The following is a 25,034-nucleotide window of genomic DNA, read 5'->3' on the forward strand; positions in this document are numbered from 1 at the left end:
TCCGGGAACGGGTCCGGTCCCTGCAACAACGCACTTTTACGTTCCCAACAAAACCACAAAGACGGAGAACGATATGCACATTAAAAAGCTCGTGCTCGCAATGGCCATCGGCGCAGTTCTGTCGGCGTCAACGGTACTCATTCCCGATAGCTTGTCCGGGGCGTCCAGTGCTTATGCCAAGGATGGTGGGAGTGGTGGTGGAGGCAGTGGTGGCGGTAGCGGAGGGGGCGGCGGCGGAAGTGGAGGCGGAGGAAGTGGCGGTGGCGGCGGCGGTCACGGTGGCAGCGGTGGTGGCAGCGGTGGAAATGGTGGGGGCGGAAGTGGCGGCGGAGGCAGTCACGGCGGTGGCGGCAACAGTGGCAGTGGCGGTGGCGGTGGCGGCGGCAACAGTGGCCACAGTGGCAGCGACCACGGCTCGGGGCACTCGGGCGACAGCGCCTCATCCGGCCGCAACGGCACCCATGCTGAAGCGGGAGATGACCATGGCGTGCACCGCGCTGGAGAAGTCGGCGATGACCACGGGGTCCACCGCGCCGGTGAGGTCGGTGATGATCGTGGCGTTCATCGTGCCGGTGAAGTCGGTGATGATCGTGGCGTCCACGCTGCGGCTGAAGCCGGCGATGATCGCGGCGTGCATATCGGCGGAGAGCCGGGCGATGACAAGCGCGCCAACTGATTTTTAGAAACACCACAAAACCTGTGGGAGCGAGCCTGCTCGCGAATACTGTGGGTCAGCCAATGATGTTTTGACTGACACACCGCTTTCGCGAGCAAGCTCGCTCCCACAGGGTTTTGCGACGTGCGCAGATTCCGCAGACAACCCTTATCAAATGTGGGAGCGAGCCTGCTCGCGAATGCTGTATGTCAGCCAATGATGTTTTGACTGACTCACCGCTTTCGCGAGCAGGCTCACTCCCACAAGGTTTTGCGACGTACGCACATTACGCAGACGACCGTTAACAAATGTGGGAGCGAGCCTGCTCGCGAATGCTGTATGTCAGCCAATGATGTTTTGACTGACCCACCGCTTTCGCGAGCAAGCTCGCTCCCACAGGGTTTTGCGACGTGCGCAGATTCCGCAGACAACCCTTATCAAATGTGGGAGCGAGCTTGCTCGCGAATACTGTGGGTCAGCCAATGATGTTTTGACTGACACACCGCTTTCGCGAGCAGGCTCGCTCCCACAAGGTTTTGCGACGTACGCAGATTCCGCAGACAACCACCATCAAGTGTAGGAGCGAGCCTGCTCGCGATAGCGGTCATTCAGACACTGAAGTTGTGACAGACAGAACGCTTTCGCGAGCAGGCTCACTCCTACAGTTTGATCTGCGTATAGATCAGAGATCGACGTGGCTCTGATTCAGGCGCTCGCGCAAAAACTCTACCAGCGCTTGCACCGGCCGCGACGCCTGACGATGCTGTGGATACACCGCCGACAACGTCAGTGGCTCCGGGCGCAAATCATCCAGCACCGGCACCAGCCGGCCATCCTTCAGCGCCGCACCGACAATGAACGTCGGTAGATAAGTAATGCCCATCCCCTGCACCGCTGCATCCCTGAGCAACTCGCCGTTGTTAACGCGCATCCGCCCGGTGACATTGACCAACACTGGCTTGCCCTGCCCCGCGTTGAAGCGCCACTGCACCGAACGACTATGCCCGTATGGCAAACAGTCATGGCTGTGCAGGTCTTCTGGTTCAAGAGGCGTACCCCGTTCAGCCAGATACGCAGGGCTGGCGCAGTACACCCGCTCAATGGACGCGATACGCCGCGCGATCAGGGTCGAGTCTTCCAGCACGCCAATGCGCAGCGCCAGATCGTAGCCCTCACCGAGCAAATCCACCGGGCGATCACTCAGATCGACCTCAACCGTGACCTCGCGATAGCGCTGCAAAAACATCGGCAGCAGACAGCCCAGATGCGCCACGGCAAACGACAGCGGCGCACTCAAGCGAATCGTCCCGCGTGGCTCGGCAGTCTGCCCGGCGATGCCCTGCTCTACTTGTTCGACTTCACCTAACAGGCGCAACGCCGATTCGTAATAGCTCTGTCCCAACGGCGTGACGTCCAGGCGCCGCGTCGAACGGTTCAACAATCGCACGCCGAGGCGCTCTTCCAACTGCATCAAGCGTCGGCTGACGAATTGCTTGGACAAGCCCAATTGATCAGCCGCCGACGTGAAGCTGCCGGACTCCATGACCTGGCAAAAAATACGCATGTCTTCGAACGGGTTCATTGTCACTCTCTGGTGGACAGTTAAACGCTTTATAGCCGCTTTTTCACTTTTCGGCAGCCTATTAATCTGTGCTCACGGTGTTGCTGAGGCCTGAACCCCAGCGCCACAGCAGCCCGCAACCCAGGCAAACAAATCAAAAAACATTCAAAAGGATTTCCACCATGAACATCGTCAAAAAAACCCTCACCGCTTCCCTCCTCGCTCTGTCCATCGGCAACGCTTTCGCCGCTGAAACCAGCGGCGTCGAACACAACACCCAAGCCTTCCTCAACGCCCTCGCCGCCGGCGGTGGCAAACCCCTTGAGCAACTGAGCCCGAAAGACGCCCGTGCAGTACTGACCGGCGCGCAGGCTTCGGTGAAAGTGGATCTGTCGGGTGTTGAAGTCAGCGACAAGGCGATCAAGGTTGATGGCCAGACCATCAACCTGAAAGTGGTGCGTCCGGCCAAGGTCAAAGGCGAGTTGCCGGTGTTCATGTTCTTCCACGGTGGCGGCTGGGTGCTCGGCGATTACCCGACGCACCAACGCTTGATTCGTGATTTGGTGGTGGGCTCTGGCGCCGTCGCGGTGTACGTCGATTACACGCCGTCGCCGGAAGCACAGTACCCAACCGCGATCAACCAGGCCTACGCCGCCACCAAATGGGTGGCCGAGCACGGCAAGGACATCGGGGTCGACGGCAAACGTCTGGCCGTGGCCGGCAACAGCGTCGGCGGCAACATGGCGGCGGTCGTGGCGCTGATGGCCAAGGAACAGAAAGCCCCGGCGCTGCGCTTCCAGTTGCTGATGTGGCCGGTGACCAACGCGCAGTTCGATGACGGTTCGTACCAGCAATTTGCCGAGGGCCACTTCCTCACCAAAGGCATGATGCAGTGGTTCTGGGACAACTACACCACCAACCCGGCCGAGCGTGCGCAGATCCACGCCTCGCCGCTCAACGCCAGCACCGAACAGCTCAAAGGCCTGCCTGCCGCACTGGTGCAGACCGCCGAATTCGACGTGCTGCGTGACGAAGGCGAAGGCTATGCGCGACACCTCGATGCGGCCGGCGTGGCGGTGACCTCGGTGCGTTACAACGGGATGATTCATGACTTTGGCCTGCTCAATCCGCTGAGTCAGATTCCGGAAGTGAAAGCGGCGGTGCGTCAGGCGGCGGCTGAGCTGAAGACTCATCTGAATCCATAACAGCAAAAGATCGCAGCCTGCGGCAGCGCCTACATTGGAATACGTTCTTCTGTAGACGCTGCCGCAGGCTGCGATCTTTTTATCGGCAGACACTGCGGAGCTTCGGTCATGACCCTTTTCTACACTCACCTGCTGTCCTGGAGCGCCGCCCTGCTGCTGCTCGACGCTGTGCTCTGGCACTTCTCGCCCTTCACTCATCGCGCCCCGAGAGTGGGTGTGCGGCTGGTGCTGTTTCTGGCGTTCACGGCGTTGGTAATCAACGCGGGTGTCAGTCCGCTGCAAGCGCCATTGTTCGCCGATGACCGGGTGGCACAACTGGGCGCGACAGCACTGGGAATTCTCTGGTGGCTGTACGCCGCGCGGGTGCTGACCGAAGTCATCGGCCTGGCACTGATGCGCCGCATCGGCCACAGCGGTCGTTTGCTGCAGGACGTGATCGGTGCGCTGGTGTTTCTGGTCGCCACCGTCGCCGCAGCCGGTTACGTGCTGGAATTGCCGGTGAAAGGTTTGCTGGCAACCTCCGGCGTGGTCGCCATCGTTGTCGGTCTGGCGCTGCAAAGCACCTTGGCCGATGTGTTTTCCGGGATCGTGCTCAACACCACCAAGCCCTATCAGGTGGATGATTTCGTGGTGATCGACGGCGTCGAAGGCAAGGTCTTCGACATCGACTGGCGCGCCACGCACCTGCTGACCAGCGCCGGAACCATGGCGGTAGTGCCGAACTCGGTCGCGGCCAAGGCGAAGATCGTCAACCTCAGTCGCCCGAATAACATGCATGGCGTGTCGATCAGCATTCAGGTGCCAAATCACATTCGCCCGCGTCGGGTACTCGATGCGCTTGATCGCACGCTGCAAGGCAGCAGTTCGCTGCTGTTGAGTCCGGCACCGAAAGCCGTACTGAAAGAGGCGGGCGAAACCATGTCGGAATACGTGGCCAGCGGTTTCATCGCCGAGCTTGGCAAGAAAAGCGAAGTGCGCAATCAGCTGTTCGACCTCGCTCACCGGCATCTCGAAGCGGCGGGAATCTCGCGGCAACCTGACGGGGTGATCGAACCGTCGACCCGCGCTCGCGCATTGCTCGATGAAGTGAAAATCTTCCGCTCGCTGAGCAGTGAGGAGCGTGATCGCCTCGCCGAATCGATGGTTGCGCAGCAGTATGCGGCGGGCCAAGTGGTGCTCGATCTGGACGAAGTGCCGGACAGTCTTTTCGTGATCGCCACCGGAGTGGTCAGTGCGACTGTGCCTGATGGCGACAGCAAGGTCGAAGCCGGGCGGATGGGGCCGAGTGAGGTCATGGGTGAGCAGAGCATTCTGGCGGATACGCCGTCGCAGGCGACGTTCACGGCGTTGACGTCGAGCATCATTTATCGTCTCGACAAGAATCTGACCCGCGAGTGCATGGCGCAGCGCACAGAGGTGGGTCGGGCGCTGAACAAGTTGCACGCGGTGCGTCAGCAGAACAGTCGCCTCGCGTTGATGGCCAAGCCGGTGGCGGTGAGGAAAGGTGGGTTTTTGGGTTGGTTGCAGAAGCGTTGAAGCGGCAAGATCAAGATCAAAAGCCCCCTCACCCCAGCCCTCTCCCACAGGGGGGCGAGGGGGAAAGGGAGCAGACCGCATACAATTCAGAACCTGAGTTCGGCTCGGTATTGCACGTCGGCGCACCTCGAAAAAATCCCTCAGTCAGTCCCCTCTCCCCAAAACCTCGAAGGGAAAGGGAGCCGATCTCCGGGGTTTTCAAGACCTGAGTTCGGCTCGGTATTACAGGTCGGCGTACCTCGAAAGAGCCCCTCGGTCAGTCCCCTCTCCCTCCGGGAGAGGGTTAGGGTGAGGGGCTTTTCAGGATCAGCCGATTACTTGGCAGTGAACTTGGTATAGCTGTTGATCAGGTTGCGGTAGTTCGGCAGACGCTCCGACAACAGATGCGCCAGACCTTCCATATCGTTGCGCCAGTCACCCTGCAGCTCGCACGCTACCGAGAACCAGTTCAGCAGGTGGGCACCCGCCGCCGACATCCGCGCCCATGCCGCTTGTTGCACTGTGGTGTTGAAGGTGCCGGACGAATCCGTCACCACAAACACTTCGTACCCTTCAGCAATCGCCGACAGGGTCGGGAACGCCACGCAAACGTCCGTCACCACACCGGCGATGATCAGTTGCTTGCGACCGGTTGCCTTGATCGCCTTGACGAAGTCTTCGTTGTCCCACGCATTGATCTGCCCCGGACGCTGAATGAACGGCGCATCCGGGAACTGCTCACGCAGCTCAGGCACGATCGGGCCGTTGGGGCCGGCGTCGAAACTGGTGGTGAGGATGGTTGGCAGCTTGAAGAACTTGGCGATGTCACCCAGCGCCAGCACGTTGTTCTTGAATTCGTTCGGGGTGAAATCTTGGACCAGCGAGATCAGACCGGTCTGGTGATCGACCAGCAATACAACCGCATCATCTTTGTTCAGACGTGTGTAAGGAACGCTCATGGGAAAACTCCTGATGGACGGATGGATGAAGCGTGAAGCGCCGACCGGATGGCCGGCGCTTTAGGGGGAATCAGAAGGCGAAACAGGAACAGCCGAACGCGCCCCAGAAACCGGCGAAGTCGCTGACCGGCGCATTCGACATCCGCGCCTTTTCATGGCTGTGGGTGTGCACCGCACACGGCCCGCTGCACTGGTGAACCTGCGCCTGCAACGGCGAATTCGGCCGCCAGTGGCCCGGGACTTTCACCACTGGCGACCAGTCCGGCAGCACCGGAATCGAGCGCGGACCGAGGTCTTCGAAGTCGCCAGCGGCGTAAACGATCTTGCCGCCGACCACGGTCATGACCGACTCGATCCACTTGATCGCTTCTTCCTCGACATGGAAGAAGTCCGCGCTCAGCGCCGCCAGATCCGCCAGTTGCCCGACCTTGATCTGGCCTTTCTTGCCCTGCTCCGAGGAGAACCAGGCGCTGCCGTGGGTGAACAATTCCAGCGCGGTGGTGCGCGGCAAACCTTCTTCGTACAGCGCCAGACCGCCGACGGTGCGGCCGCTGACCATCCAGTACAACGAAGTCCACGGGTTGTAGCTGGACACCCGCGTCGCATCGGTGCCGGCGCCGACCGGTACGCCTTCGGCGAGCATGCGTTTGATCGGCGGGGTCGCCTCGGCGGCTTGCTTGCCGTAGCGATCGACAAAATATTCGCCCTGGAACGCCATGCGATCCTGAATCGCGATGCCGCCGCCCAATGCCTTCACACGCTCGATGTTCTGCGGAGTGATGGTTTCAGCGTGGTCGAAGAACCACGGCAGACCGTTGAACGGAATGTCTCGGTTAACCTTCTCGAACACGTCGAGCATGCGGCTGATCGACTCGTTGTAGGTGGCGTGCAAACGGAACGGCCAGCGCTGCTCGACCAAGTGGCGCACCACCGGCTCCAGCTCTTCTTCCATGGTTTGCGGCAGATCGGGGCGCGGCTCAAGGAAGTCTTCGAAGTCCGCCGCCGAGAACACCAACATCTCGCCAGCGCCGTTGTGACGCAGGAAGTCATCGCCCTGATGCAACTTGACGCTGCCGGTCCAGTTCTGGAAATCGCTCAGCTCTTCTTTCGGCTTCTGGGTAAACAGGTTGTAGGCGATACGCACGGTCAACTGGTCGTCTTTGGCCAATTGTTCGATCACCTGATAATCGTCCGGGTAGTTCTGGAAACCGCCGCCGGCATCGATCGCACTGGTCAGGCCGAGGCGATTGAGTTCGCGCATGAACTGGCGGGTCGAGTTGACCTGATATTCCAGCGGCAGCTTCGGCCCCTTGGCCAGCGTCGAGTAGAGAATCATCGCGTTCGGTCGCGCGACCAGCATGCCGGTCGGGTTGCCATTGCTGTCGCGGACGATCTCGCCACCCGGCGGGTTCGGCGTGTCGCGGGTGTAACCGGCCACACGTAGCGCGGCGCGGTTGAGCAGCGCGCGGTCATACAGGTGCAAAATGAACACCGGGGTGTCCGGCGCAGCCTGATTGATTTCTTCGAGGGTCGGCATGCGTTTTTCGGCGAACTGGAATTCGTTCCAGCCACCGACCACGCGCACCCATTGCGGGGTTGGCGTACGGTCAGCCTGATCCTTGAGCATGCGCAGCGCATCGGCCAGCGACGGCACGCCTTCCCAGCGCAGTTCGAGGTTGTAGTTCAAACCGCCACGAATCAAGTGCAAGTGCGAGTCGTTGAGACCTGGGATAACGCAGCGGCCGTGCATATCGACCACTTGCGTGTTCGGCCCGCGCAGGGCCATCGCTTGATTATCGTTGCCAACGACCACGAAGCGGCCGTCGGTGATGGCCACGGCACTGGCCAGCGGTTTGGTGCGGTCGACGGTATGAAATTGACCATTGAACAGAATCAGATCGGCGCTCATCGCAGTTCCTCAAGCAAAGTGAAAAGGAGCGAACCCCGCGCGCTCAGCGTGGCGAGGTTTCTTGGGAATCGAGGTGTTCATGGGCCTGACTGGCTTCGAGCCACGGCGTAAACAAACGGGTAACCGGCGGCATCACCACGTACACCACCGACAGAACGATGGTCAGGGTGATCAGGAACGTGGCGACCACGTAGTTGGAAAGTAGCGGATGCAGCGCCAGCAGCGGCCCCCAGATCAGCGGCACGAGCAAGGTGTGCGGCAGAATCACCAGCAGCGTGACCACGGCCTGCTTCCAGCGCGGTGGCCGCGAAGCGGCATCGGCCAGTGGCGTAAACCAGAATTCATTGATCGGCGCGACTTCCGTCTGATCGCCATCAGCCAGCATTGGCGCGGCTTCGGCAACCAGTGCCTGGCGCTGCGGCGACTCCAGCCAGCCTTGCATCGATTCGGTGGAACTGAAGCGCAGTACGCAGGTGTAGAAATCGAGACGGCCGCGCTTGCCGCGCACCACGTCCACACCCAGATGGCCCTCACGCTGCCCCGCCACGTGGACGATATTGCGCAACCAGGCCTCGTACGCCGACTCGAAACCAGCCTTGACCCGGTGTTTGATGATCAACGTGACCGTTTCGTCGACCCCCGGTGCTTGTGGATTGAGGACTTCAGGCATAACGCAACACTCCGGGCAAACGAACAGAAATCGCCAGCCGTCCCGGCCCGGCGATAAACACAGTGGTAAACAGGATCAACAGCAACCAGCCGAACTGCCCTTCGGCCACACTCCATTGCGGATGCACGACGAGCAGTGCCACCAGCAGCACAAAGAGAATAGGCACGCAGGCCAATCGCGCCAGTAACCCGGCGACGATCAGTAGCGGACAGAGCACTTCGGCGAAGATCGCCAGGATCAGGGAGAGGTGGGCACCGAGGTGGAACGGGTCTTCGATCAACTGCAGTTGCGCAGTGAAATCGAGCAGCTTGGGCAAGCCATGGACCCACAGCAGAAACAATCCGCCGCTGACCCGCAGGAACAGCAAACCGATGTCGCGTGCCTGTTCATCCCGTTGAGAAACGTGCATGGACTCACCCGTGAATAATTATTGGGTGAATCATGCCGGGGTTGGGTGGGAGGAAATTGGATAGGTGTGCTCAGTTCCACGGCGCGCCAGGTTTTTTGAAACACCGCAGAACACTGTGGGAGCGAGCCTGCTCGCGAAGGCGTCGGGTCAGTTGATAAATGCTTTGAACGACACACCGCTTTCGCGAGCAGGCTCGCTCCCACAGGGGATTGGTGTTGTTTGTGAGATATGCGCAGGGATTCAAATCACTGGAATATCCAGCGGCGCCGCCATGAACTGGCTGATCCGCGAACGCAACCATTTCTCTGCCGGGTCGTTGTCATGCACCCCGCTCCACGCCATCGACAATTGCGCCGCATCGATCGGAAACGGTGGATCTTCGGCACGCAAGGCACAGCCCTCAACCAGCGCACACGCGGCGTAATCCGGCACGGTGGCGATCATCTCGGTGCCAGCGAGCAAGGCGCGCAAACCGCTGAATTGCGGCACGCCGAGGACGACGCGGCGACTGCGTCCGACCTTGGCCAGGTCCATGTCGATATTGCCGCTCAAGTCGCCGGAGAACGACACCATCGCGTGCGGGCGCTCGCAGTATTCGTCGAGGGTCAGCGGCCCCGGGCGGTCATCGCCGCGCAGGACCTTGCAGGGAATGTCGCGCAGTTTTTTGCGCTTGGCGTTGGCCGGCAACTCAGTGGTGTAACTGACGCCGACGGAGATTTCTCCAGACGCCAACAGTGCCGGCATCAGCAGGTAGTTAGCGCGGCGCACGACCACGACAATCCCTGGCGCCTCTTGCTGAAGCTGACGCAACAACGGCGGAAACAGGCCGAATTCGGCGTCGTCCGACAGGCCGATGCGAAACACGTCGCAACTGCTCGCCGGTTCGAACTCCTTGGCCCGGCTGACCGCGCCGGAAATGACGTCCATCGCCGGTTGCAGCTCCTTGAGAATCGCCAGCGCCCGCGCGGTCGGCTCCATGCTACGGCCGTTGCGCAGCAACAACGGATCATCGAACAGGTCGCGCAAACGCCCCAACGCCGCGCTGACGGCCGGTTGCCCCATGAACAGTTTTTCGGCGACGCGGGTCAGGTTCTTTTCGAACATCAGCGCTTCGAAAATCACCAGCAGGTTCATGTCGACGCGACGCAGATCGTTACGGTTCATGGGCACAGATTCCTTTTAGCCAGTCAGACGCCAGTGCTGCGCACTTTACGCGATCAACCGGACTGTTAGCGCCGTTTCGCAGCGAAATTAACAACGATTAACTCGTCAGCCTCCCGCCCTCACCCAACAATGAGTCCCTCTGCGCAGCGTTGTTTTTTTGACCTGAGGGCATGCGCCGACCGTGCATTCCCCATCGACACGGACTTTGGCCATGGCTCACTTACAGCACAGCGTCGCCCTCGCCCCTGCCAGCGAACCGCGCAAGACCGGGATCGGCGGGCTCAGTCCGCAGCGCGAACGACAGGTCAAACAATTGATCCTCGAACGTTTGGGCGAAAGCCTCGAGGTCACCGAACTGGCCCGCGCCTGTTCGCTGTCACGCAGTCATTTTTCCCGCGCCTTCAAATGCAGTACCGGATTGTCGCCGCAGGACTGGATTCGCACCCAGCGCATCGCGCGGGCCAAGCTGCTGATCCAGCACACTGACCTGAGCCTGACGCAAATCAGCCTGGAATGCGGGTTCTGCGATCAGGCGCATTTCTGCCATATGTTTACCCGCAGCGAGGGCATCAATCCGTTTGCCTGGCGCTGCCAGATCATGCGTGAACCCAAAGCTCACCGTTCACAGACCGCCATGTTTTGATCGCGGCCCCCGTTGCACTGACGCTCAAACCTGAGGATTATGCCGGGACACCCCGGATTAGAAGGCCTGCGCATGCGCGCGGCACTGCTCCGCTCTGTCCGCCGCAGCACCGCAGGAGTGAGCTGTTGAGTCTTTCGCCGAATCAGGCCCTCGGTTTTGGCCCCTATCGGATTCATCCCGGACAACGGCGCGTGCTCGAAGGCGAGCAGCCGTTACGTCTGGGCCGACGGGCAATGGACATCCTCCTGATTCTGCTGGCCCATGCCGGCGAAGTGGTGAGCAAGCAGCAATTGATGGCCGGCGTCTGGCCAGACAGTGTCGTTGAAGAGATCAATTTGCGTGTGCACATGGCAGCGCTGCGCAAAGCGCTCGGTGACGGTCAGGCCGGCCAGCGTTACATCATCACCGTGGCGCAACGAGGTTACAGTTTCGTCGCCCCGGTTTTACCGCAATCCATGGAGGAGCGTCCTGTGGGCGATGTTGGCGGTCGGCACAATCTGCCCTTGCGGCGCACCCGGATGATCGGTCGCCAACCGCTGGTCGACAGCTTGATGACGCATTTGCCGCGCCAACGCTGCATCACCCTGGTCGGCCCTGGCGGGATCGGCAAGACCACCGTGGCCCTGCGGGTAGCCGAGCAGTTGATCGGGCACTATCGCGACGGCATTCGTCTGGTGGATCTGGCACCGCTGAGCGATCCGCGGTTGATCTGTTCACACCTGGCCGCCCTGCTTGATCTGGCACTCCTTGAGGGCGACCCGCAGACGGCGCTGGTCAAAGGCCTGCAACAGCGGCAGATGCTGTTGCTGCTCGACAACTGCGAGCATTTGATTGATGCCGTTGCGACGCTCAGTGAAAGCATTCTGCGCGGGGCGCCGCACGTGCATATCCTCGCCACCAGTCGCGAGAGTCTAAGGGCTGAAGGCGAATACGTGCAGCGTCTGGACTCCCTCGAATACCCGCCGATGACGACGACGCTGGATCGTGAGCAAACGCTGAATTTTTCGGCGCTGCAATTGTTCGTCGAACGAGCGACGGCCGCGCAGGAAAGCTTCGAACTGAGCGATACCCAGTTGCCGGAAGCGATCGAGATCTGCCATCGGCTCGATGGCATTCCACTGGCGCTTGAGCTGGCCGCAGCGCAGGTCGCCGAACTCGGTCTGGACGGCCTGCTGAGCCAATTGCAGGGCCGTTTGCCGCCGCTGGCGGCGGGCAATCAAAGCAGTCTGGAGCGCCACCTCACCCTGCGCGCCACGCTGGACTGGAGTTTCAATCTGCTCGACCACTGCGAGCAAACCTGCCTGCGTCGTCTGGGCGTGTTTCGCGGTGGTTTTACCCTGGAGTCGGCGGCGGCCGTTATCGTCGGCCAACAGATCGACCCCGGTGTGGTGTTTGTGTCGATCACGCAATTGGTGGCCAAGTCGCTGCTCGCCGTCGAAGTCGGTGACGAGGACGTGTTCTACCGTTTGCTCGACACCACCCGACGTTACGCGCTGGAAAAACTCGATCACGCTGCCGAATGCGAAGAAACCCGCGAACGGCATGCCGAACGCTGTCTGGCGTTGATGCAGCAGGCGCAGAACGATTGGGAAAATACCCCGACGCTGTTGTGGATCGATCGCTACGCCCGAGGACTAGAAGATTTGCGCGCGGCGCTGGACTGGAGCCTGAACGGTGTCGGCCCCGGGGGTCTAGGGATTCGACTGGCGGCAGCGTCGGCGCCCTTGTGGCAAGAGTTGTCGCTGCTCAAGGAGTACGGCGGCTATGTACGCCGGGCGCTGAGCCTGCTTGATGAACTCGACGAACCTTGCCCGCGCCTGAAAGTTGCGCTGAAACTGGCCCTCGGTAGTGCCTGCTATCACACGTGGGGTGGCACGGCGGAAACTATCGAAGCTTTCGCCGAAGCTCGCCAGTTGGCGCATGAACACGACGACGTTGCCGGGCAATTGCGCGCAGTTTCCGGGCACATGGCGGTCAACCTCAGTTGCGGGCACTACCGCATGGCGCTGGCACAGAGCGAGCACTTCGACCGCCTCGGCTTGCACGGCGACCCGCTGTTGTCACTGAGTACCCATCGCTTGCGCGTATTGGCCCTGCATTATGCCGGCGACCAGCCACAGGCGCGCATTCACGCCGAACAGGTCCTCCAGCGCCTGGCGCAAAGCGGCCATGTCAACCGCTTCACTCATGGCTTTGGCGTGCAATACGACCAGAGCGTCGCGTCGCTGACGGTGCTGGCGCGGGTCTTATGGATGCAAGGTCTGCCGGAACAAGCCTGGCACACGGCGCGGCAGGCCCTGGACATTGCTGTACAGATCGACCATGGCACCTCGATTTGCTACACCCTCGCGCTGGCGAGTTGTCTGATCGCTCATTACAACGGTGATCAGCAAAACGCCCGGGCGCTGTTGCAGCTGTTGCTGGAGCAGTCGCAGAAACATTCGGTGCTGCTGTTCAACACGTGGGCGCGGCACTATGCGCAGGTGATTGACGCGCAAGCCAAGGCGCCGGTGCTGACGGACAGCAGTGGGCTGATCCGGGAAATCATGGTGACACTGGATGGCCGCTTTATGGATGACGCGCTGCTTGAGCGGGCGTTGAGTGGTGATGCCGGGTGGAGCACGGCGGAGATCCTGCGGGCTCGGGCGGATGCGTTATTGAGTGACGATCCGGGTTGTCTGGGTGGGCCTCTTCGCGAGCAGGCTCGCTCCCACACTGATTCTGAGTTCACCACAATCCCCTGTGGGAGCGAGCCTGCTCGCGAAGAGGCCCTCAAGGAAGCCGAAGCACTCTTGCAACAATCCCTGATAATCGCCCGCACCCAAGGCGCGCTCGCCTGGGAACTGCGCAGCGCTACTTCATTGGCGCAACTCTGGCAGCGCCAGTCGCGCTGTCGCGAGGCGCTGGATTTGCTCAGTCCGATCTATCAACGCTTCACCGAGGGCTACGCGACCCCGGACTTGCGCAAGGTGCGCTTGCTGATCGACGAGTTACGCGAGTGCGTGCACACCTGAGGCCAGACGAATCCGCTTGATGTAACGCGCATGCCGGCGTTCAAGCTCAATCCCTTCACCGCTGCGCTCAAGTTGCTCGCGGGCATAGCAGCGGGTGGTGTTGAGCATCCGGTATCGGCCCGCACTGCCGCCCCGCTCCACCGTCAGCAACGACTTCAGTGCCAGACCTTCGATGATCACGGCGAGCCGCTGCGGAGCCAGTTGCGGGCAACTGATCACCGCCAGCGCCGCCTCCAGCGTAAACGCCATTCTGAATACCGATAGACGCTGCAGTACGCGTTGCTCCTGTTCACTCAAGCGCTGATAGCTCCAGTCGAGGGCCGCCTGCATGGATTGGTGCCGTGGCACAGCGGTGCGCCGGCCATGGCTGAGCACTTGCAGGCCGTGGGCCATTTGCGCCTGCAAGCCGACCAACGCCAGTGCATCGATCTGCGCCGCCGCCAGCTCGATCGCCAAGGGCAAACCGTCGAGTTGCCGACAGATCTCGACCACGACTTTGACGTCCTGCTCACGCAAGCGGAAATCATGCTGTCGCGCCCGCGCACGGCTGACGAACAACTGCACCGACGAATGGCCCATGGCTTGCGTGATGCAATCGGCCGTCGAGCGTTTCGGGGTGGCCAGCGGTGGCACGTACTGAAGCGTTTCCAGACTGACGTGTAAGGCTTCGCGGCAGGTGGCGAGAATCGACAGTCGAGGCGCGGCTTCGAGCAACGTTTCAACCGCTGCTTTGCAAGCGTCGCGGTGGTGGTCACAGTTATCCAGCAGCAGCAAGGCGTGGCGAGTCGAGAACCCGGTCAAATCGCCCTCCAGGGTGCGCAGCACATGATCGAGGACCGACGTGTCGCCGTCGACCAAGCTCAGATCGACCCGCCAGACGCCGTCTCGGTAGTACTGCAACAGCAGCTCCGCGACCCGCAATGCGACAGTGGATTTACCCACCCCGGCCGCCCCCGTGACGGTCACCAGCCGGCATAGCGGCATTTGCCGCACCAGCCCGCCGACCAGCGAGTCGCGTCCGGCGACCGCAGTCAGTCGCGCAGGCAAATTATGCTGGGGCGTTTGCAGCCCCTCGAAGACCACTTGCGCGGCGCTGTCGCAACGCACCGGGGCAATAAAGCTGTATCCGCATTGCGGCACGTTGACGATGTAGCGCTGACCGTTTTCACCATCACCCAATGCGCGCCGGAGTGCGGCGATGTGCACGCGCAGGTTGATTTCCTCGACCACCGACGTCGGCCACACCAAAGCAATCAACTGCTCTTTTCTGATCACTCGACCGGCACGCTCGACCAGCACTTGCAGGATGTCCAGCGCACGACCGCCCATGCGCAAGGGCCGATCTCCATCGAGTATCAGCCGTTGCCGCAGGTGGAAGGCGTAAGGGCCGAAATGCAGCACCGACGCCGTGTTCAAATCGTTGAGGCTATCCATGCCAACTATCTTGGCAGCCTCAGATGACGCGACAACCGCTAGACGAGGCGCAGCACGGACATCCGGGTGCGCCAGACGGACACAAGCGCTCTAGCTGAACTGTTCGCGGTACTGCGCAGGGGTCAGGCCGAGCTTTTCAGCGAACAGTGAGCGCATGTGCCGGACACTGCCGAAACCGCTTTTGTAAGCCACGGTTTTAAGCGGCAGATCGCTGGTTTCCAGCAGATTTCGCGCGCAGTCGATGCGCGCACTTTGCAGAAACTCCATCGGCGTCATGTTGATGTCGCGGGTGAACAGCCGCGCGAAGTGCCGCGCACTCATATTGGCAATAGCGGCCATGCGTTCGACCGTGAAGGCTTCGTCGAGGTGCTCCAGCACGTAGCTTTGCGCGCGGGTGATCGGCGTTTCCTGCGGTGCCACGGCGGCCATCAGCGGACTGAACTGGGCCTGCCCGCCCTGCCGTTTCATCACCACCAGCAGGACTTTGGCCACGTCCTGGGCGAGTTTCTTGCCGTGATCGCGGGCGATGACAGCGAGCGCCATATCGATCCCGGCGGTGACACCGCCGGAGGTGATCAGGTTGCGATCTTCGACATAGATCTGATCCGTGGCGACTTGAGCCATTGGGAAACGCTTGATCAGGCGTTCGGTGTAGTTCCAGTGGGTGGTCACCCGGTAACCGTCCAGCAATCCGGCATGGCCCAGCACAAAGGCGCCGGTGCAGATCGAACCGTAATGTTCCACGCGCCGAACGGCGTCCTTGAGCCAGGCGAACAGCGCCGGAAACTGTTGGTTGTAGGCACCCGGGCCGCCCGGAACCAACAGCAGATCATAATGTTCGGTGTTGTCGTCGATAATCCTGTCGGCATGCACCAAAACGCCGTTGGATGCCCGCAACGGGCCACGTTCAGTGCCAAGCGTGATCAATTGATAATGCGCATCGGGTTTCAGGTAGCGATTGGCAACCGAAAAAACCTCCAATGGCCCGGCCATATCGAGCAGGAGAAAGTCGGGAAACAGCACCATTGCCACGGTTTTCATGGGCAGACATCACTTAAATCAAGGAGACATGAGACAGGCCAGACATTATGGCCAAGTACGACATAGAGGGCGCAAGAGTTTGTGCGAAGCGCATCGCATAACTGTCAACCTGATCGGGACAGTCTTTCAATTTTCATCTACTTATTGCGTCCATCAGTAAACAGTAACCTTCTCCTCACTCGGACGAATTCACGTCCCGCAAGGAGATTTCATGATGCTGACCCTTCGCAAAGCCTCCGATCGTGGCCTCGCCAATCATGGCTGGTTGAAGTCCTTCCACACCTTTTCCTTCGCCAGCTATCGCGACCCTCGCGAACAGGGTTTTTCCGACCTGCTGGTGATTAACGATGACCGCGTTGCCGCCGGTAAAGGTTTCGGCCAGCATCCGCATCGCGACATGGAGATCTTTTCCTACGTGCTGGAAGGTGCGCTGGAACACAAGGACACGCTGGGCACCGGCTCGGTCATCCGCCCGGGTGACGTGCAATTGATGAGCGCCGGCAGTGGCGTGGCACACAGTGAGTTCAACCATTCGGCGACCAAACCGGTGCACTTCCTGCAGATCTGGATCGTGCCGGAAGTCAGCGGCGCCAAACCGCGCTATCAACAGGAGCATTTCAGCGCCGGGAAAAAACGCGGTCGTTTGCAGTTGATCATTTCGCCGGACGGCAACGACGGCTCACTGAAAGTACGCCAAGACGCACGGGTGTATGCCGGGCTGTTCGACGGCAAGGAAAGCGCCACGCTGAAATTGCCAGCCAACCGCTATGCCTATGTGCATGTCGCACGTGGCAGCGTTGAACTCAATGGCCAGCCACTGCGCGAAGGTGACGGCGTGCGGGTTCGCGAGGAACAGTTGCTGGCCTTGAGCAACGGTGTCGATGCCGAAGTGCTGGTATTCGACCTGCGGCCGCAGGAATTGCCAGAGATGCCATAACGCTGCGTTTCAACGCCCACAAAAACGGCCTTCTTTGAAGGCCGTTTTCTATTGTGCTGATTCGGGTGCTTGTTGCGGAGCAGGTCTTGGAGCGCCTATATCCTTACCTACCTGGATCGCAGCGAGTGTCGTCTGCAAGGTGGTTAACACCGCTGCCTGATTGGCAAAGTGCGCCCCCACGACGACAGTGATCATTCCGAGGAAATGGACGGCTGTCGTCGCCCAGTAATGCGCCTTCACTGTCGAGGCTTGTTTGATGGCTTCTTTTGAGTCTTCGGCGATTTGTTGTACGCCGTCCCACATCAAATCGTACCGTTTGTCCCTCTCCGCTTGAGTCAAAAGATAAGCATCGATTTTTGCCGACACACCCTCGAACCGAGCGTCCATCCTCGTCTCAATGGTCTCGATCCTGGCATTGAACTCTTCGCGGCTTATAGCGTTCATGGTTTGAGTATTCCGACCTTTACCCGATAGATCACTGATTGGATTTTGACTGAATTCCGTGGTTCTCAATTCGGCACCTTCCTGGGTTTACCAATACCTTCCCTGGTATCAATATCAGTGCGAGCCCTGCGCCCCTCACCGACATGCCGTAACAATAGGCCCCATCCAACAGGCTCACAAGCCGGGGGATTCTGCCTCTGGTGTAGGCCGTTTCGTCAGAGGTTGTAGCCCTGCCAAAACAGCATTTACCTACTCATTCTCCGACGCGAACACGTCGACAATCTGCTCAATCACCGCCCTCACCCGCGCGGTATGGCGCAGGTCCGCATGGGTTACCAGCCATACCTCATACGGGAGCGGCGTAGTGCGCTCCGGCCAGAGCCTGATCAAGCCATCGCGCTCGCCCATGTACACCGGGATTTCTCCTACACCCAACCCTGCGGCAATCGAACGACGGACGAGCAAACTGGAACTGAGGCTGGCGACGATCCGACCGCGACTCAACGGCTCAGACACCAGCGTCAGGTCCTTTTTGCCTTGCAGATACGGTTGATAAACCACCAGGTCATGCCCTTCAAATGCCGTGCCCGGCGGCGGTACGCCATTGGCGTCTATATACGCTTGGGAAGCAAACAGCCCCACCGGCCATCGGGCAACTCGCCGGGCGATCAGGTCCGGATTGTCCGGCCGGGTATTGCGCACGGCGATATCCGCCTCGCGCTTGGCCAGGCTGAGGATTTGCGTGGACGCATCCAGTTGCACGCGCACATCCGGGTGCCGTGCATGCAAACGGGCAATGGCCGGAATCAGAAAATCGATGGCCAGCGAATCGGTGGTACTGACGCGCACCGTGCCGGTCAGGCGATCGTCCAGGCCTTGAATCTGCCGCTCCAGTTCCAACGCCGAATGCTCCATCTTCTCCACGCTTTTGAGCGCCGCTTCGCCGACGGCCGTCAACGCGTAGCCGTCTGAGGTGCGCAAAAACAACGTCGCGCCCAGGGACTTTTCCAGCGCTGTGATCCGCCGCCCGACGGTCGCCTGATCGACCCCCAGAATCCGTGCCGCACCCCGCAGCGTCGACTCGCGGCAAACGGCGAGAAATACCCGTGCGTCATCCCAATTCATGCTGCCTCCGTATGATGCAAATACGCATCAGCGTGCCGCTTAATCGCTGCATTAACGCAGCAAAGATAGCCGATATGCTGAACGCCATAAACCTTCCGCGAGATCGCTGTCATGCGTACTTCAAACTCCACCGGTATCTGGCTGCCGATCTTTGCCGGCCTCTGCGCCAGCCTGGTCAGCATCGGGCTGGCGCGTTTCGCTTACACGCCGTTGATTCCTTCACTGATTGAAGCGCAGTGGTTTAGCGCCAATGATGTGGTCTACCTGGGTGCGGCCAATCTGGTGGGCTACCTGATCGGCGCGCTGCTCGGGCGGCCGACAGCGCGCCAGCTCGGCAATAAAAATGCCTTGCGCTTGATGATGCTGATCGTCACCGCCGCATTTTTTGCCTGTGCATTCCCTTTGTCGGTGAGCTGGTTCTTCGGCTGGCGACTGCTGTCCGGGATTGCCGGTGGCGCGATCATGGTGTTGGTTGCCGCGACGGTATTGCCGCATGTTCCGGCGGCGCGTAAAGGGCTGGCCAGTGGCGCGATTTTTCTCGGCATCGGTCTTGGCATTGCCGGCTCGGGGACGCTTGTGCCGCCGCTGTTGAGCCTGGGTTTGCAGGCGACCTGGCTGGGCCTGGGCGCATTGGCCCTGCTGCTGACTACGCTGAGCTGGTTCGGCTGGCCGTCCGATTTTGCGCACCCGGTGGCTGCGCACGAAACGGCGTCCGTTGAACCGACGCCGAGCGCTGTCTACGTGCTGTTCGCCCAATATGCCTTTATGGCCGCTGGTCTGGTGCCGGCGATGGTGTTTCTGGTGGATTACGTGGCGCGTGGACTCGGCGCCGGGGCGCATGTCGGCGCGTTGATCTGGGTGATGTATGGCTTGGGCGCTATTGTTGGCCCGGTGAGTTATGGCTTTCTCGCCGATCAGCTGGGTCCTCGGTCCGGCATTCGCCTCGTGCTGCTGGTGCAGGCGATTGCCCTTGGGCTGCTGGCGATGTCGCACTCGTTTCTCGCGCTGGCGTTGCTGGCGGTGATTCTCGGTTCGTTTCCGCCCGGCATCGTGCCCTTGGCGCTGGCGCGGGTGCATGAACTGGTGCCGGAGCACCACCGTCAGCAAATCGCCTGGAGCCGTGCCACGGTGTCGTTCGCTACGTTTCAGGCGCTGGCCGGATTTGCCTATTCGGCGCTGTTCAATGCCAGCGGCGGCCACCACGCGTTGTTGTTCGTCATCGCCGCTGGCGCAATCGTCGTGGCGCTGCTGCTGGAGCAAGCGATGAAATGGCTGCCCGCCCCGGTTGAGCCGCGCTGCTGCGCAAATTGAAGGGAATCATTGCCTGCTCGGCAGGCTCCCACTAACACAACTCAAGCCAAGAGAAACGATATGTCCCTGCCCAATGAAATGACCCGAATCGAAATTACCGAGCCCGGTGGCCCCGAAGTCTTGCAACCGCGACGCGTCCCGCTGCCAGTCACCGCAGAAGGCGAAGTGCTGATCCGCGTGCACGCCGCCGGGATCAACCGGCCAGACGCCTTGCAGCGAGCCGGCAAATATCCGATGAAACCCGGTATGAATCCGATCCCCGGGCTGGAGGTTGCCGGCGAAGTCGTCGCACTCGGAGCGGGTGTCAGTCAGTTCGCCGTGGGCGACAAAGTCTGCGCGCTGTCCAATGGCGGCGGTTATGCCGAGTACTGCGCAGTTCCAGCCGGCCAGACCCTGCCGATTCCCGACGGCCTGGACTGGGTGCACGCCGCCGCGATCCCGGAAACGTTCTTCACCGTGTGGGCCAACCTGTTCGGCCTTGGCGGCGCCAGCCGTGGTCAACGCGCGCTGATTCACGGCGGTACCAGCGGCATCGGCACTACCGCGTTGATGCTGTGCCGAGAGTTCGGTATAGAAGCGTTCGCCACCGCCGGCAGCGCAGAGAAATGCGCAGCGATCAGCAAGCTCGGCGGCCTGCCGATCAACTATCGTGATGAAGAGTTCGCAAAGGTCATCACCGAGAAAACCGCAGGCCAAGGCGTCAATGTGATCCTCGACATCATGGGCGGTTCGTACCTCAACGCTAACGTCAGCGCACTGGCAATGGACGGCCGTCTGGTCATGCTCGGTTTCCTCGGCGGCGCGCGGGCCAACGACTTTGATCTGTTGGCAATGATGGCCAAACGCGCGGTCATCACCGGGTCTCTCCTTCGCGCCCGCACCGCTGCCGAAAAAGCCGCGATTGCCGATCAACTGCGTGAGCACGTATGGCCGGCACTGTCTGCCGGGCGCTGCCTGCCGATGATCGACAAGGTTTACTCACTCAACGACGCGGCTCAGGCTCACGCGCACATGGAGGCCGAAGACCATATCGGCAAGATCGTGCTGCAGGTCGTGTGAGTCCTTGCAGCATTTGGTAATCGTTGCGCCGGGGCGGTGGTCGAAAAATTCACGCGCAGGCCGAGGCATCTGGTAAAAAGCGTTCTTTGTCTGCGCCTTGGTGAAACGTTTAATGTTCCAGTCCTTCATGACGCGTCTACGACGCCGCCGCTTGGCGTTTGCCTGTATGGCCGCGCTGATTATCGGCGTGCCGGCGAGTTGTGGTGTGCTGCAACACACCGAGCGCAAATTGCTGTTTCGCATCGAACCGGGCACCGCCGGCTGGTATCACGGTTTACCCGGCAGCGTGCAGGAACTCGACCTGCAACCGAAAAGTTTCAAGGCTGGGCAAAACATTCATGCCTGGTGGTGGCCGGCGGAAAAAGCCAATGCGCCGGCCATTCTTTATCTGCATGGGGTGCGCTGGAATCTGACCGGGCAGTTGTTCCGCATCGAACAATTGCGCGCGGCAGGTTATTCGGTACTGGCCATCGATTACCGTGGGTTCGGCCAGAGCAAAGGCGACTTGCCCTCGGAAAGCAGCGTTTACGAAGATGCGCGGGTGGCGTGGGAGCGTTTCAAACTGCTGCAACCGGACCCAGCCAAACGGCTGATCTACGGTCACTCTCTGGGTGGCGCGGTGGCCATCGATCTGGCCGCTGAACTCGGGCAGACCGCCGCTCGCGATCACTCTGCATTGCCGGTGCGCGGACTGGTGATCGAGTCCACTTTCACCACGCTGGCCGATGTCGCTGCCTCCGTGGCCAACACGTCACTGCCGGTGCGCTGGCTGCTGTCGCAGAAATTCGATTCGATCGACAAGATCGCCGACATTCACATGCCACTGCTGGTGGTGCACGGTCTGGCTGACGCGTTCGTGCCACCACGTTTCAGTGAGCAATTGTTCAACGCCGCGCAACAACCCAAGCGCCTGCTGTTGGTGCCGGGCGCGACGCACAACAACAGCATGGCGCTCGGTGGGCAGAATTACCGCAAGGCGCTCGACAGCCTGATGCAGAGCAAGCCGGCCCCGCGGGTGGCCGGGCCTGCGACCGTGCGCAGCGACCGGGACACTTAACGGTAGCCGCGAGCCTGCAAATCGAAAAGTTGCGCGTAATGCCCGTCGGCGGCGATCAATTGATCGTGGCCGCCCTGCTCCAGAATTTGCCCTTGTTGCAGCACGATGATGTGGTCAGCATTGCGCACGCTGGAAAAGCGATGGGAAATCAGCAGGGTCATGCGCCCTTCGCTGTGCTGGCTGAAATGCTCGAATACCGCCGCTTCAGCGGCCGGGTCGAGCGCCGAAGTCGGCTCATCGAGGATCAGAATGTCGGCATCACGGCGCATGTACGCGCGGGACAAGGCAATCTTCTGCCACTGCCCGCCAGACAATTCCTGGCCACCGGCAAACCAGCGTCCCAATTGCGTGGCATAGCCCTTGTCCAGTCCTTCGATAAAGGGTGCCGCCATCCCTTGGGCAGCCGCCTCTTTCCATCGTTGCGAGTCGTTGAACGCCAAGGTGTCGCCGACGCCGATGTTTTCTCCGACGCTGAACTGGTAGCGGATGTAGTCCTGAAAAATCACGCCAATGCGCCGACGTAACGCGGTTTCCTGCCAATCCTGCAAATCGCTGCCGTCGAGCAGGATGCGCCCTTGATCGGGGCGATAGAGCCGGGTCAATAACTTGATTAGCGTGGTCTTGCCAGAGCCATTCTCCCCGACCAACGCCATGCTCTTGCCGGGCACCAGTTGCAGATCAATGTTTTCCAAGGCCGGTCGACTGGCACCGGGATAACGGAAACCGACGTTTTCGAAACGCAAACCATCGCCCGGGCACGCTCCGACCGTCAGGTGGCCGGTATCAACCTGAACCGGTTCGGCCAGGTATTCATAAAGACTGGTCAGATAGAGGCCATCTTCGTACAGACCGCTGATCGCACTCAGGCTGCTGCTCACCGCACTTTGGCCTTGCTTGAACAGCACCAGATACATGGTCATCTGACCGAGGCTGATCTGACCATGCACGGCATCGATCACCACCCAGGCATAGGCCACATAAAAAGCCGCCGTACCGAGCAGGCCGAGGCCGAAACCCCAGCCGTCGCGCCGCAACGTCAGACGCCGGTCTTCCGCATACAGCCTGGCAAACGTGTCGCGGTAGCGTTGCAGCAACAGCGGTGCAAAGCCGAACAGCTTGACCTCTTTGATATACGTTTCGTGGGACAGCAAGGTTTCGATGTAGCTCTGCTGCCGACTCTCTGGCGCGCGGCGGGTGAACAGACGAAAAGCGTCACCGGAAAAATGCGCCTCGGCAAAGAACACCGGCAACGCACCGACCACCAGCAGCACCAGCGCCCAAGGGGAAAAGTGCACCAGCAGCACACCGAAGCTGATCAGCATGATCAGGTTTTGAATCAATCCCAACGACTTCATGACCAGCGCCAGTGGCCGGGTCGAAGCCTCACGCCGGACACGCACCAGTTTGTCGTAGAACTCGGAGTTCTCGAACTGCACCAGTGACAGGGTCTGCGCTTTTTCCAGGATCAGCGTATTGACCTTCTGCCCCAGTTGCACCCGCAGCAGCGACTGCTGCACCGACAGTGCCCGTTGCGTGCCGGACAACATTGCCAACACCCCCGCCTCCAACAATACGTAACGCAATACGGGCCAAAGCGGTGCACTGCCGTGTTGCGCGTGCAACTGCATCGCGGCAACCACGGCATCGACAATCCGCTGCCCCAGCCACGCCGCCAGTGCCGGCAGCAGCCCGGCCACCAACGTTGCCAGCACCAGCCCGAGAAATAAGCCACGCGATGTCCCCCAAACCAAGCGCAAGGCTCGCTGCGCCTGATCGAACAAGGAGGTGAAACGCGATAGATCAGGCATGGGGCATTGGGCTCGGCAGGTGATGGCGGTGCGTTATGGTACTCCAGCGCTACAACTGAATTTCACACGACGAGCGCGTTATCGTCGACGCGCTTTTCAGAACAAAAACATCTGGAAGACTCAGGCCTTTCCGACGTCCAACGCTCTGCTATGTTTTAACCGCCCTACGCGGAACCCGGCGAACCCCCGCCACGCTCCGCGCCTGACTGCCGGGAGCAGAGACATGAGAATCAACCCGTACCTGATCTTCAACGGCGACTGCCGCGAGGCGTTCACCTTTTACGAGCAAGCCCTGCAGGGAAAACTCGAGGCCATGATGACGTTTGGCGAGACGCCCGCCGCCGAGCATGTGCCGAAAGAGCATCAGCACCTGATCATTCACACGTGCCTGAAAGTCGGCGATCAAATGATCATGGCCTCGGACACCACGCCCGATCGGCCGACTCAAGGCATGAGCGGCTGCTCGATCTCGCTGAACGTCGACAGCATTGCCGAGGCCGAACGTGTGTTCAACGCACTGGCCAAGGACGGTCGCATCGACATGCCGCTGGAAGCGACCTTCTGGGCCGCGCGCTTCGGTATGCTGGTGGATCGTTTCGGCGTATCGTGGATGGTCAATTGCGAGAGCGAAAAGTAACGCTGAGATTTCCTCAGGCATGAAAAAGCCCAACCTGTTCTGGTTGGGCTTTTTGTATTAACGCTGGGCCAATTCGTGGCGTACGCATTGTTCGTAATACGTCTGCTTGACCGCCGCCGGTTTGAGCTTCGACGTGCTGTTGTAGGTTTGCTCGGTAATCCCCATCGCGGTCATGCGCATCCACGGCTGCTGGAAGCGACGCACCTGCAATTGTTTGCGTGCACCGTACAGCGAGACGCCCGACAACTTCGATTGCTGGGCACCGGCAGCAATGTCCGAGCCCCAGGTGCAGGCAAAGCGATGGCTTTTGCTCAGTTCTTTTGCCTGCACTCCCACCGCGAAAACAGCCAGGGAAAGCGTTGCAACGGTGATGACAATCGTCCGCATAGAGCCAACCTAACCTTTTGAAAAAAGGCGATTTTGCCGGGGAAGCAAAAATCCGGGGGCCAGCAATTTGCCGCCTTTCGCGAGTTTTTT

The 25,034-nt window shown here is 60.6% G+C and carries 22 protein-coding genes and 1 pseudogene; 11 read left to right on the forward strand and 12 right to left on the reverse strand.

Annotated elements, in window-relative coordinates:
* The first annotated feature begins 73 nt into the window (after positions 1-73).
* Positions 74-676 (forward strand): hypothetical protein, encoded by a 603-nt coding sequence (locus L8H52_RS30455; protein WP_277930487.1) that lies wholly within the window; start codon positions 74-76, stop codon positions 674-676.
* 661 nt (positions 677-1,337) lie between these two features.
* Here the strand turns inward: L8H52_RS30455 and L8H52_RS21865 are convergent.
* Positions 1,338-2,237: a LysR family transcriptional regulator gene (locus tag L8H52_RS21865; RefSeq protein ID WP_242208677.1), complete on the reverse strand. Its 900-nt coding sequence runs from the start codon at positions 2,235-2,237 to the stop codon at positions 1,338-1,340.
* A gap of 161 nt (positions 2,238-2,398) precedes the next feature.
* Here L8H52_RS21865 and L8H52_RS21870 point away from each other — a divergent pair, with 161 nt between their 5' ends.
* Together L8H52_RS21870 and L8H52_RS21875 are read left to right on the forward strand one after the other, a co-directional pair.
* Positions 2,399-3,421, forward strand: a complete 1,023-nt coding sequence (locus tag L8H52_RS21870) for an alpha/beta hydrolase (RefSeq protein WP_242208676.1) — start codon at positions 2,399-2,401, stop codon at positions 3,419-3,421.
* Positions 3,422-3,529: 108 nt separating this feature from the next.
* Entirely contained in the window at positions 3,530-4,957 is a 1,428-nt protein-coding gene (locus L8H52_RS21875; RefSeq protein ID WP_242208675.1) for a mechanosensitive ion channel family protein, read from the forward strand.
* A 314-nt stretch (positions 4,958-5,271) separates the two neighbouring features.
* Here the strand turns inward: L8H52_RS21875 and ycaC are convergent, their stop codons facing one another.
* From ycaC to L8H52_RS21895, 4 genes are all read right to left on the reverse strand, one after another.
* Positions 5,272-5,895, reverse strand: a complete 624-nt coding sequence (gene ycaC, locus L8H52_RS21880; RefSeq protein ID WP_007913541.1) for an isochorismate family cysteine hydrolase YcaC — start codon at positions 5,893-5,895, stop codon at positions 5,272-5,274.
* 70 nt (positions 5,896-5,965) lie between these two features.
* On the reverse strand, positions 5,966-7,804 hold the full coding sequence (locus L8H52_RS21885; RefSeq protein WP_016987824.1) for an amidohydrolase: 1,839 nt from the start codon (positions 7,802-7,804) through the stop codon (positions 5,966-5,968).
* Positions 7,805-7,847: 43 nt separating this feature from the next.
* Positions 7,848-8,474, reverse strand: a complete 627-nt coding sequence (locus L8H52_RS21890; RefSeq protein WP_242208674.1) for an antibiotic biosynthesis monooxygenase — start codon at positions 8,472-8,474, stop codon at positions 7,848-7,850.
* Entirely contained in the window at positions 8,467-8,883 is a 417-nt protein-coding gene (locus tag L8H52_RS21895) for a DoxX family protein (protein WP_242208673.1), read from the reverse strand. The genes L8H52_RS21890 and L8H52_RS21895 overlap by 8 nt, the downstream gene beginning before the upstream one ends.
* A 64-nt stretch (positions 8,884-8,947) precedes the next feature.
* On the opposite strand from L8H52_RS21895, the pseudogene L8H52_RS30530 reads away from it, so the two are divergent.
* Positions 8,948-9,088, forward strand: a pseudogene (locus tag L8H52_RS30530) (DUF4381 domain-containing protein); the annotation flags it as partial.
* Positions 9,089-9,123: 35 nt separating this feature from the next.
* On the opposite strand, the gene L8H52_RS21905 reads toward L8H52_RS30530, so the two are convergent.
* A complete protein-coding gene (locus tag L8H52_RS21905; RefSeq protein WP_186613500.1) occupies positions 9,124-10,047 on the reverse strand; it encodes a LysR family transcriptional regulator in 924 nt (307 codons plus the stop codon).
* Positions 10,048-10,258: 211 nt separating this feature from the next.
* On the opposite strand from L8H52_RS21905, the gene L8H52_RS21910 reads away from it, so the two are divergent.
* Both L8H52_RS21910 and L8H52_RS21915 read left to right on the forward strand, forming a co-directional pair.
* Positions 10,259-10,690 (forward strand): AraC family transcriptional regulator, encoded by a 432-nt coding sequence (locus L8H52_RS21910; RefSeq protein WP_242208672.1) that lies wholly within the window; start codon positions 10,259-10,261, stop codon positions 10,688-10,690.
* A gap of 125 nt (positions 10,691-10,815) precedes the next feature.
* Positions 10,816-13,704, forward strand: coding sequence for a winged helix-turn-helix domain-containing protein (locus tag L8H52_RS21915; RefSeq protein WP_242208671.1), 2,889 nt, complete (start codon positions 10,816-10,818; stop codon positions 13,702-13,704).
* Here the strand turns inward: L8H52_RS21915 and L8H52_RS21920 are convergent.
* Positions 13,681-15,138, reverse strand: coding sequence for a winged helix-turn-helix domain-containing protein (locus L8H52_RS21920; RefSeq protein WP_242208670.1), 1,458 nt, complete (start codon positions 15,136-15,138; stop codon positions 13,681-13,683). The two genes, L8H52_RS21915 and L8H52_RS21920, sit on opposite strands and share 24 nt — an antisense overlap.
* A gap of 90 nt (positions 15,139-15,228) precedes the next feature.
* Complete coding sequence (locus L8H52_RS21925; protein WP_242208669.1) at positions 15,229-16,179, reverse strand: GlxA family transcriptional regulator; 951 nt, start codon at positions 16,177-16,179, stop codon at positions 15,229-15,231.
* Positions 16,180-16,393: 214 nt separating this feature from the next.
* Between L8H52_RS21925 and L8H52_RS21930 the strand changes: the two genes are divergently transcribed.
* A complete protein-coding gene (locus L8H52_RS21930; RefSeq protein WP_242208737.1) occupies positions 16,394-17,116 on the forward strand; it encodes a pirin family protein in 723 nt (240 codons plus the stop codon).
* Between the two features lie 48 nt (positions 17,117-17,164).
* Here L8H52_RS21930 and L8H52_RS21935 read toward each other — a convergent pair whose 3' ends face one another.
* A complete protein-coding gene (locus L8H52_RS21935; protein WP_242208668.1) occupies positions 17,165-17,560 on the reverse strand; it encodes a hypothetical protein in 396 nt (131 codons plus the stop codon).
* 249 nt (positions 17,561-17,809) lie between these two features.
* Positions 17,810-18,685 carry a LysR family transcriptional regulator gene (locus L8H52_RS21940; protein WP_242208667.1) on the reverse strand — a complete coding sequence of 292 codons (876 nt, stop codon included), beginning with the start codon at positions 18,683-18,685 and terminating at the stop codon, positions 17,810-17,812.
* 111 nt (positions 18,686-18,796) lie between these two features.
* On the opposite strand from L8H52_RS21940, the gene L8H52_RS21945 reads away from it, so the two are divergent.
* The 3 genes from L8H52_RS21945 to L8H52_RS21955 all read left to right on the forward strand — a co-directional run bounded on the left by L8H52_RS21945 (position 18,797) and on the right by L8H52_RS21955 (position 22,112).
* Positions 18,797-19,996 (forward strand): YbfB/YjiJ family MFS transporter, encoded by a 1,200-nt coding sequence (locus L8H52_RS21945; protein ID WP_242208666.1) that lies wholly within the window; start codon positions 18,797-18,799, stop codon positions 19,994-19,996.
* Between the two features lie 60 nt (positions 19,997-20,056).
* On the forward strand, positions 20,057-21,055 hold the full coding sequence (locus L8H52_RS21950) for an NAD(P)H-quinone oxidoreductase (RefSeq protein ID WP_242208665.1): 999 nt from the start codon (positions 20,057-20,059) through the stop codon (positions 21,053-21,055).
* Between the two features lie 112 nt (positions 21,056-21,167).
* Positions 21,168-22,112, forward strand: a complete 945-nt coding sequence (locus L8H52_RS21955) for an alpha/beta fold hydrolase (RefSeq protein WP_242208664.1) — start codon at positions 21,168-21,170, stop codon at positions 22,110-22,112.
* On the opposite strand, the gene L8H52_RS21960 is transcribed toward L8H52_RS21955, so the two are convergent.
* Positions 22,109-23,920, reverse strand: a complete 1,812-nt coding sequence (locus L8H52_RS21960; RefSeq protein ID WP_242208663.1) for an ABC transporter ATP-binding protein — start codon at positions 23,918-23,920, stop codon at positions 22,109-22,111. The two genes, L8H52_RS21955 and L8H52_RS21960, sit on opposite strands and share 4 nt — an antisense overlap.
* 223 nt (positions 23,921-24,143) lie before the next feature.
* On the opposite strand from L8H52_RS21960, the gene L8H52_RS21965 reads away from it, so the two are divergent.
* Positions 24,144-24,557, forward strand: a complete 414-nt coding sequence (locus L8H52_RS21965) for a VOC family protein (RefSeq protein ID WP_242208662.1) — start codon at positions 24,144-24,146, stop codon at positions 24,555-24,557.
* 57 nt (positions 24,558-24,614) lie between these two features.
* Here the strand turns inward: L8H52_RS21965 and L8H52_RS21970 are convergent, their stop codons facing one another.
* A complete protein-coding gene (locus tag L8H52_RS21970) occupies positions 24,615-24,944 on the reverse strand; it encodes a hypothetical protein (RefSeq protein WP_016987808.1) in 330 nt (109 codons plus the stop codon).
* Between the last annotated feature and the right edge of the window lie 90 nt (positions 24,945-25,034).

It is taken from the genome of Pseudomonas sp. CROZ-RG-20F-R04-15, from assembly GCF_022662375.1.
Classification (GTDB): Bacteria; Pseudomonadota; Gammaproteobacteria; order Pseudomonadales; family Pseudomonadaceae; genus Aquipseudomonas.

Coding starts and splice junctions, on each gene's coding strand:
- L8H52_RS21920 (WP_242208670.1), bottom strand. CDS start 15,138: ATGGATAGCCTCAACGATTTGAACACGGCGTCGGTGCTGCATTTCGGC.
- L8H52_RS21945 (WP_242208666.1), top strand. CDS start 18,797: ATGCGTACTTCAAACTCCACCGGTATCTGGCTGCCGATCTTTGCCGGC.
- L8H52_RS21890 (WP_242208674.1), bottom strand. CDS start 8,474: ATGCCTGAAGTCCTCAATCCACAAGCACCGGGGGTCGACGAAACGGTC.
- L8H52_RS21970 (WP_016987808.1), bottom strand. CDS start 24,944: ATGCGGACGATTGTCATCACCGTTGCAACGCTTTCCCTGGCTGTTTTC.
- L8H52_RS21895 (WP_242208673.1), bottom strand. CDS start 8,883: ATGCACGTTTCTCAACGGGATGAACAGGCACGCGACATCGGTTTGCTG.
- L8H52_RS21960 (WP_242208663.1), bottom strand. CDS start 23,920: ATGCCTGATCTATCGCGTTTCACCTCCTTGTTCGATCAGGCGCAGCGA.
- L8H52_RS21885 (WP_016987824.1), bottom strand. CDS start 7,804: ATGAGCGCCGATCTGATTCTGTTCAATGGTCAATTTCATACCGTCGAC.
- ycaC (WP_007913541.1), bottom strand. CDS start 5,895: ATGAGCGTTCCTTACACACGTCTGAACAAAGATGATGCGGTTGTATTG.
- L8H52_RS30455 (WP_277930487.1), top strand. CDS start 74: ATGCACATTAAAAAGCTCGTGCTCGCAATGGCCATCGGCGCAGTTCTG.
- L8H52_RS21905 (WP_186613500.1), bottom strand. CDS start 10,047: ATGAACCGTAACGATCTGCGTCGCGTCGACATGAACCTGCTGGTGATT.
- L8H52_RS21965 (WP_242208662.1), top strand. CDS start 24,144: ATGAGAATCAACCCGTACCTGATCTTCAACGGCGACTGCCGCGAGGCG.
- L8H52_RS21930 (WP_242208737.1), top strand. CDS start 16,394: ATGCTGACCCTTCGCAAAGCCTCCGATCGTGGCCTCGCCAATCATGGC.
- L8H52_RS21910 (WP_242208672.1), top strand. CDS start 10,259: ATGGCTCACTTACAGCACAGCGTCGCCCTCGCCCCTGCCAGCGAACCG.
- L8H52_RS21935 (WP_242208668.1), bottom strand. CDS start 17,560: ATGAACGCTATAAGCCGCGAAGAGTTCAATGCCAGGATCGAGACCATT.
- L8H52_RS21940 (WP_242208667.1), bottom strand. CDS start 18,685: ATGAATTGGGATGACGCACGGGTATTTCTCGCCGTTTGCCGCGAGTCG.
- L8H52_RS21865 (WP_242208677.1), bottom strand. CDS start 2,237: ATGAACCCGTTCGAAGACATGCGTATTTTTTGCCAGGTCATGGAGTCC.
- L8H52_RS21950 (WP_242208665.1), top strand. CDS start 20,057: ATGTCCCTGCCCAATGAAATGACCCGAATCGAAATTACCGAGCCCGGT.
- L8H52_RS21875 (WP_242208675.1), top strand. CDS start 3,530: ATGACCCTTTTCTACACTCACCTGCTGTCCTGGAGCGCCGCCCTGCTG.
- L8H52_RS21925 (WP_242208669.1), bottom strand. CDS start 16,179: ATGAAAACCGTGGCAATGGTGCTGTTTCCCGACTTTCTCCTGCTCGAT.
- L8H52_RS21955 (WP_242208664.1), top strand. CDS start 21,168: ATGTTCCAGTCCTTCATGACGCGTCTACGACGCCGCCGCTTGGCGTTT.
- L8H52_RS21870 (WP_242208676.1), top strand. CDS start 2,399: ATGAACATCGTCAAAAAAACCCTCACCGCTTCCCTCCTCGCTCTGTCC.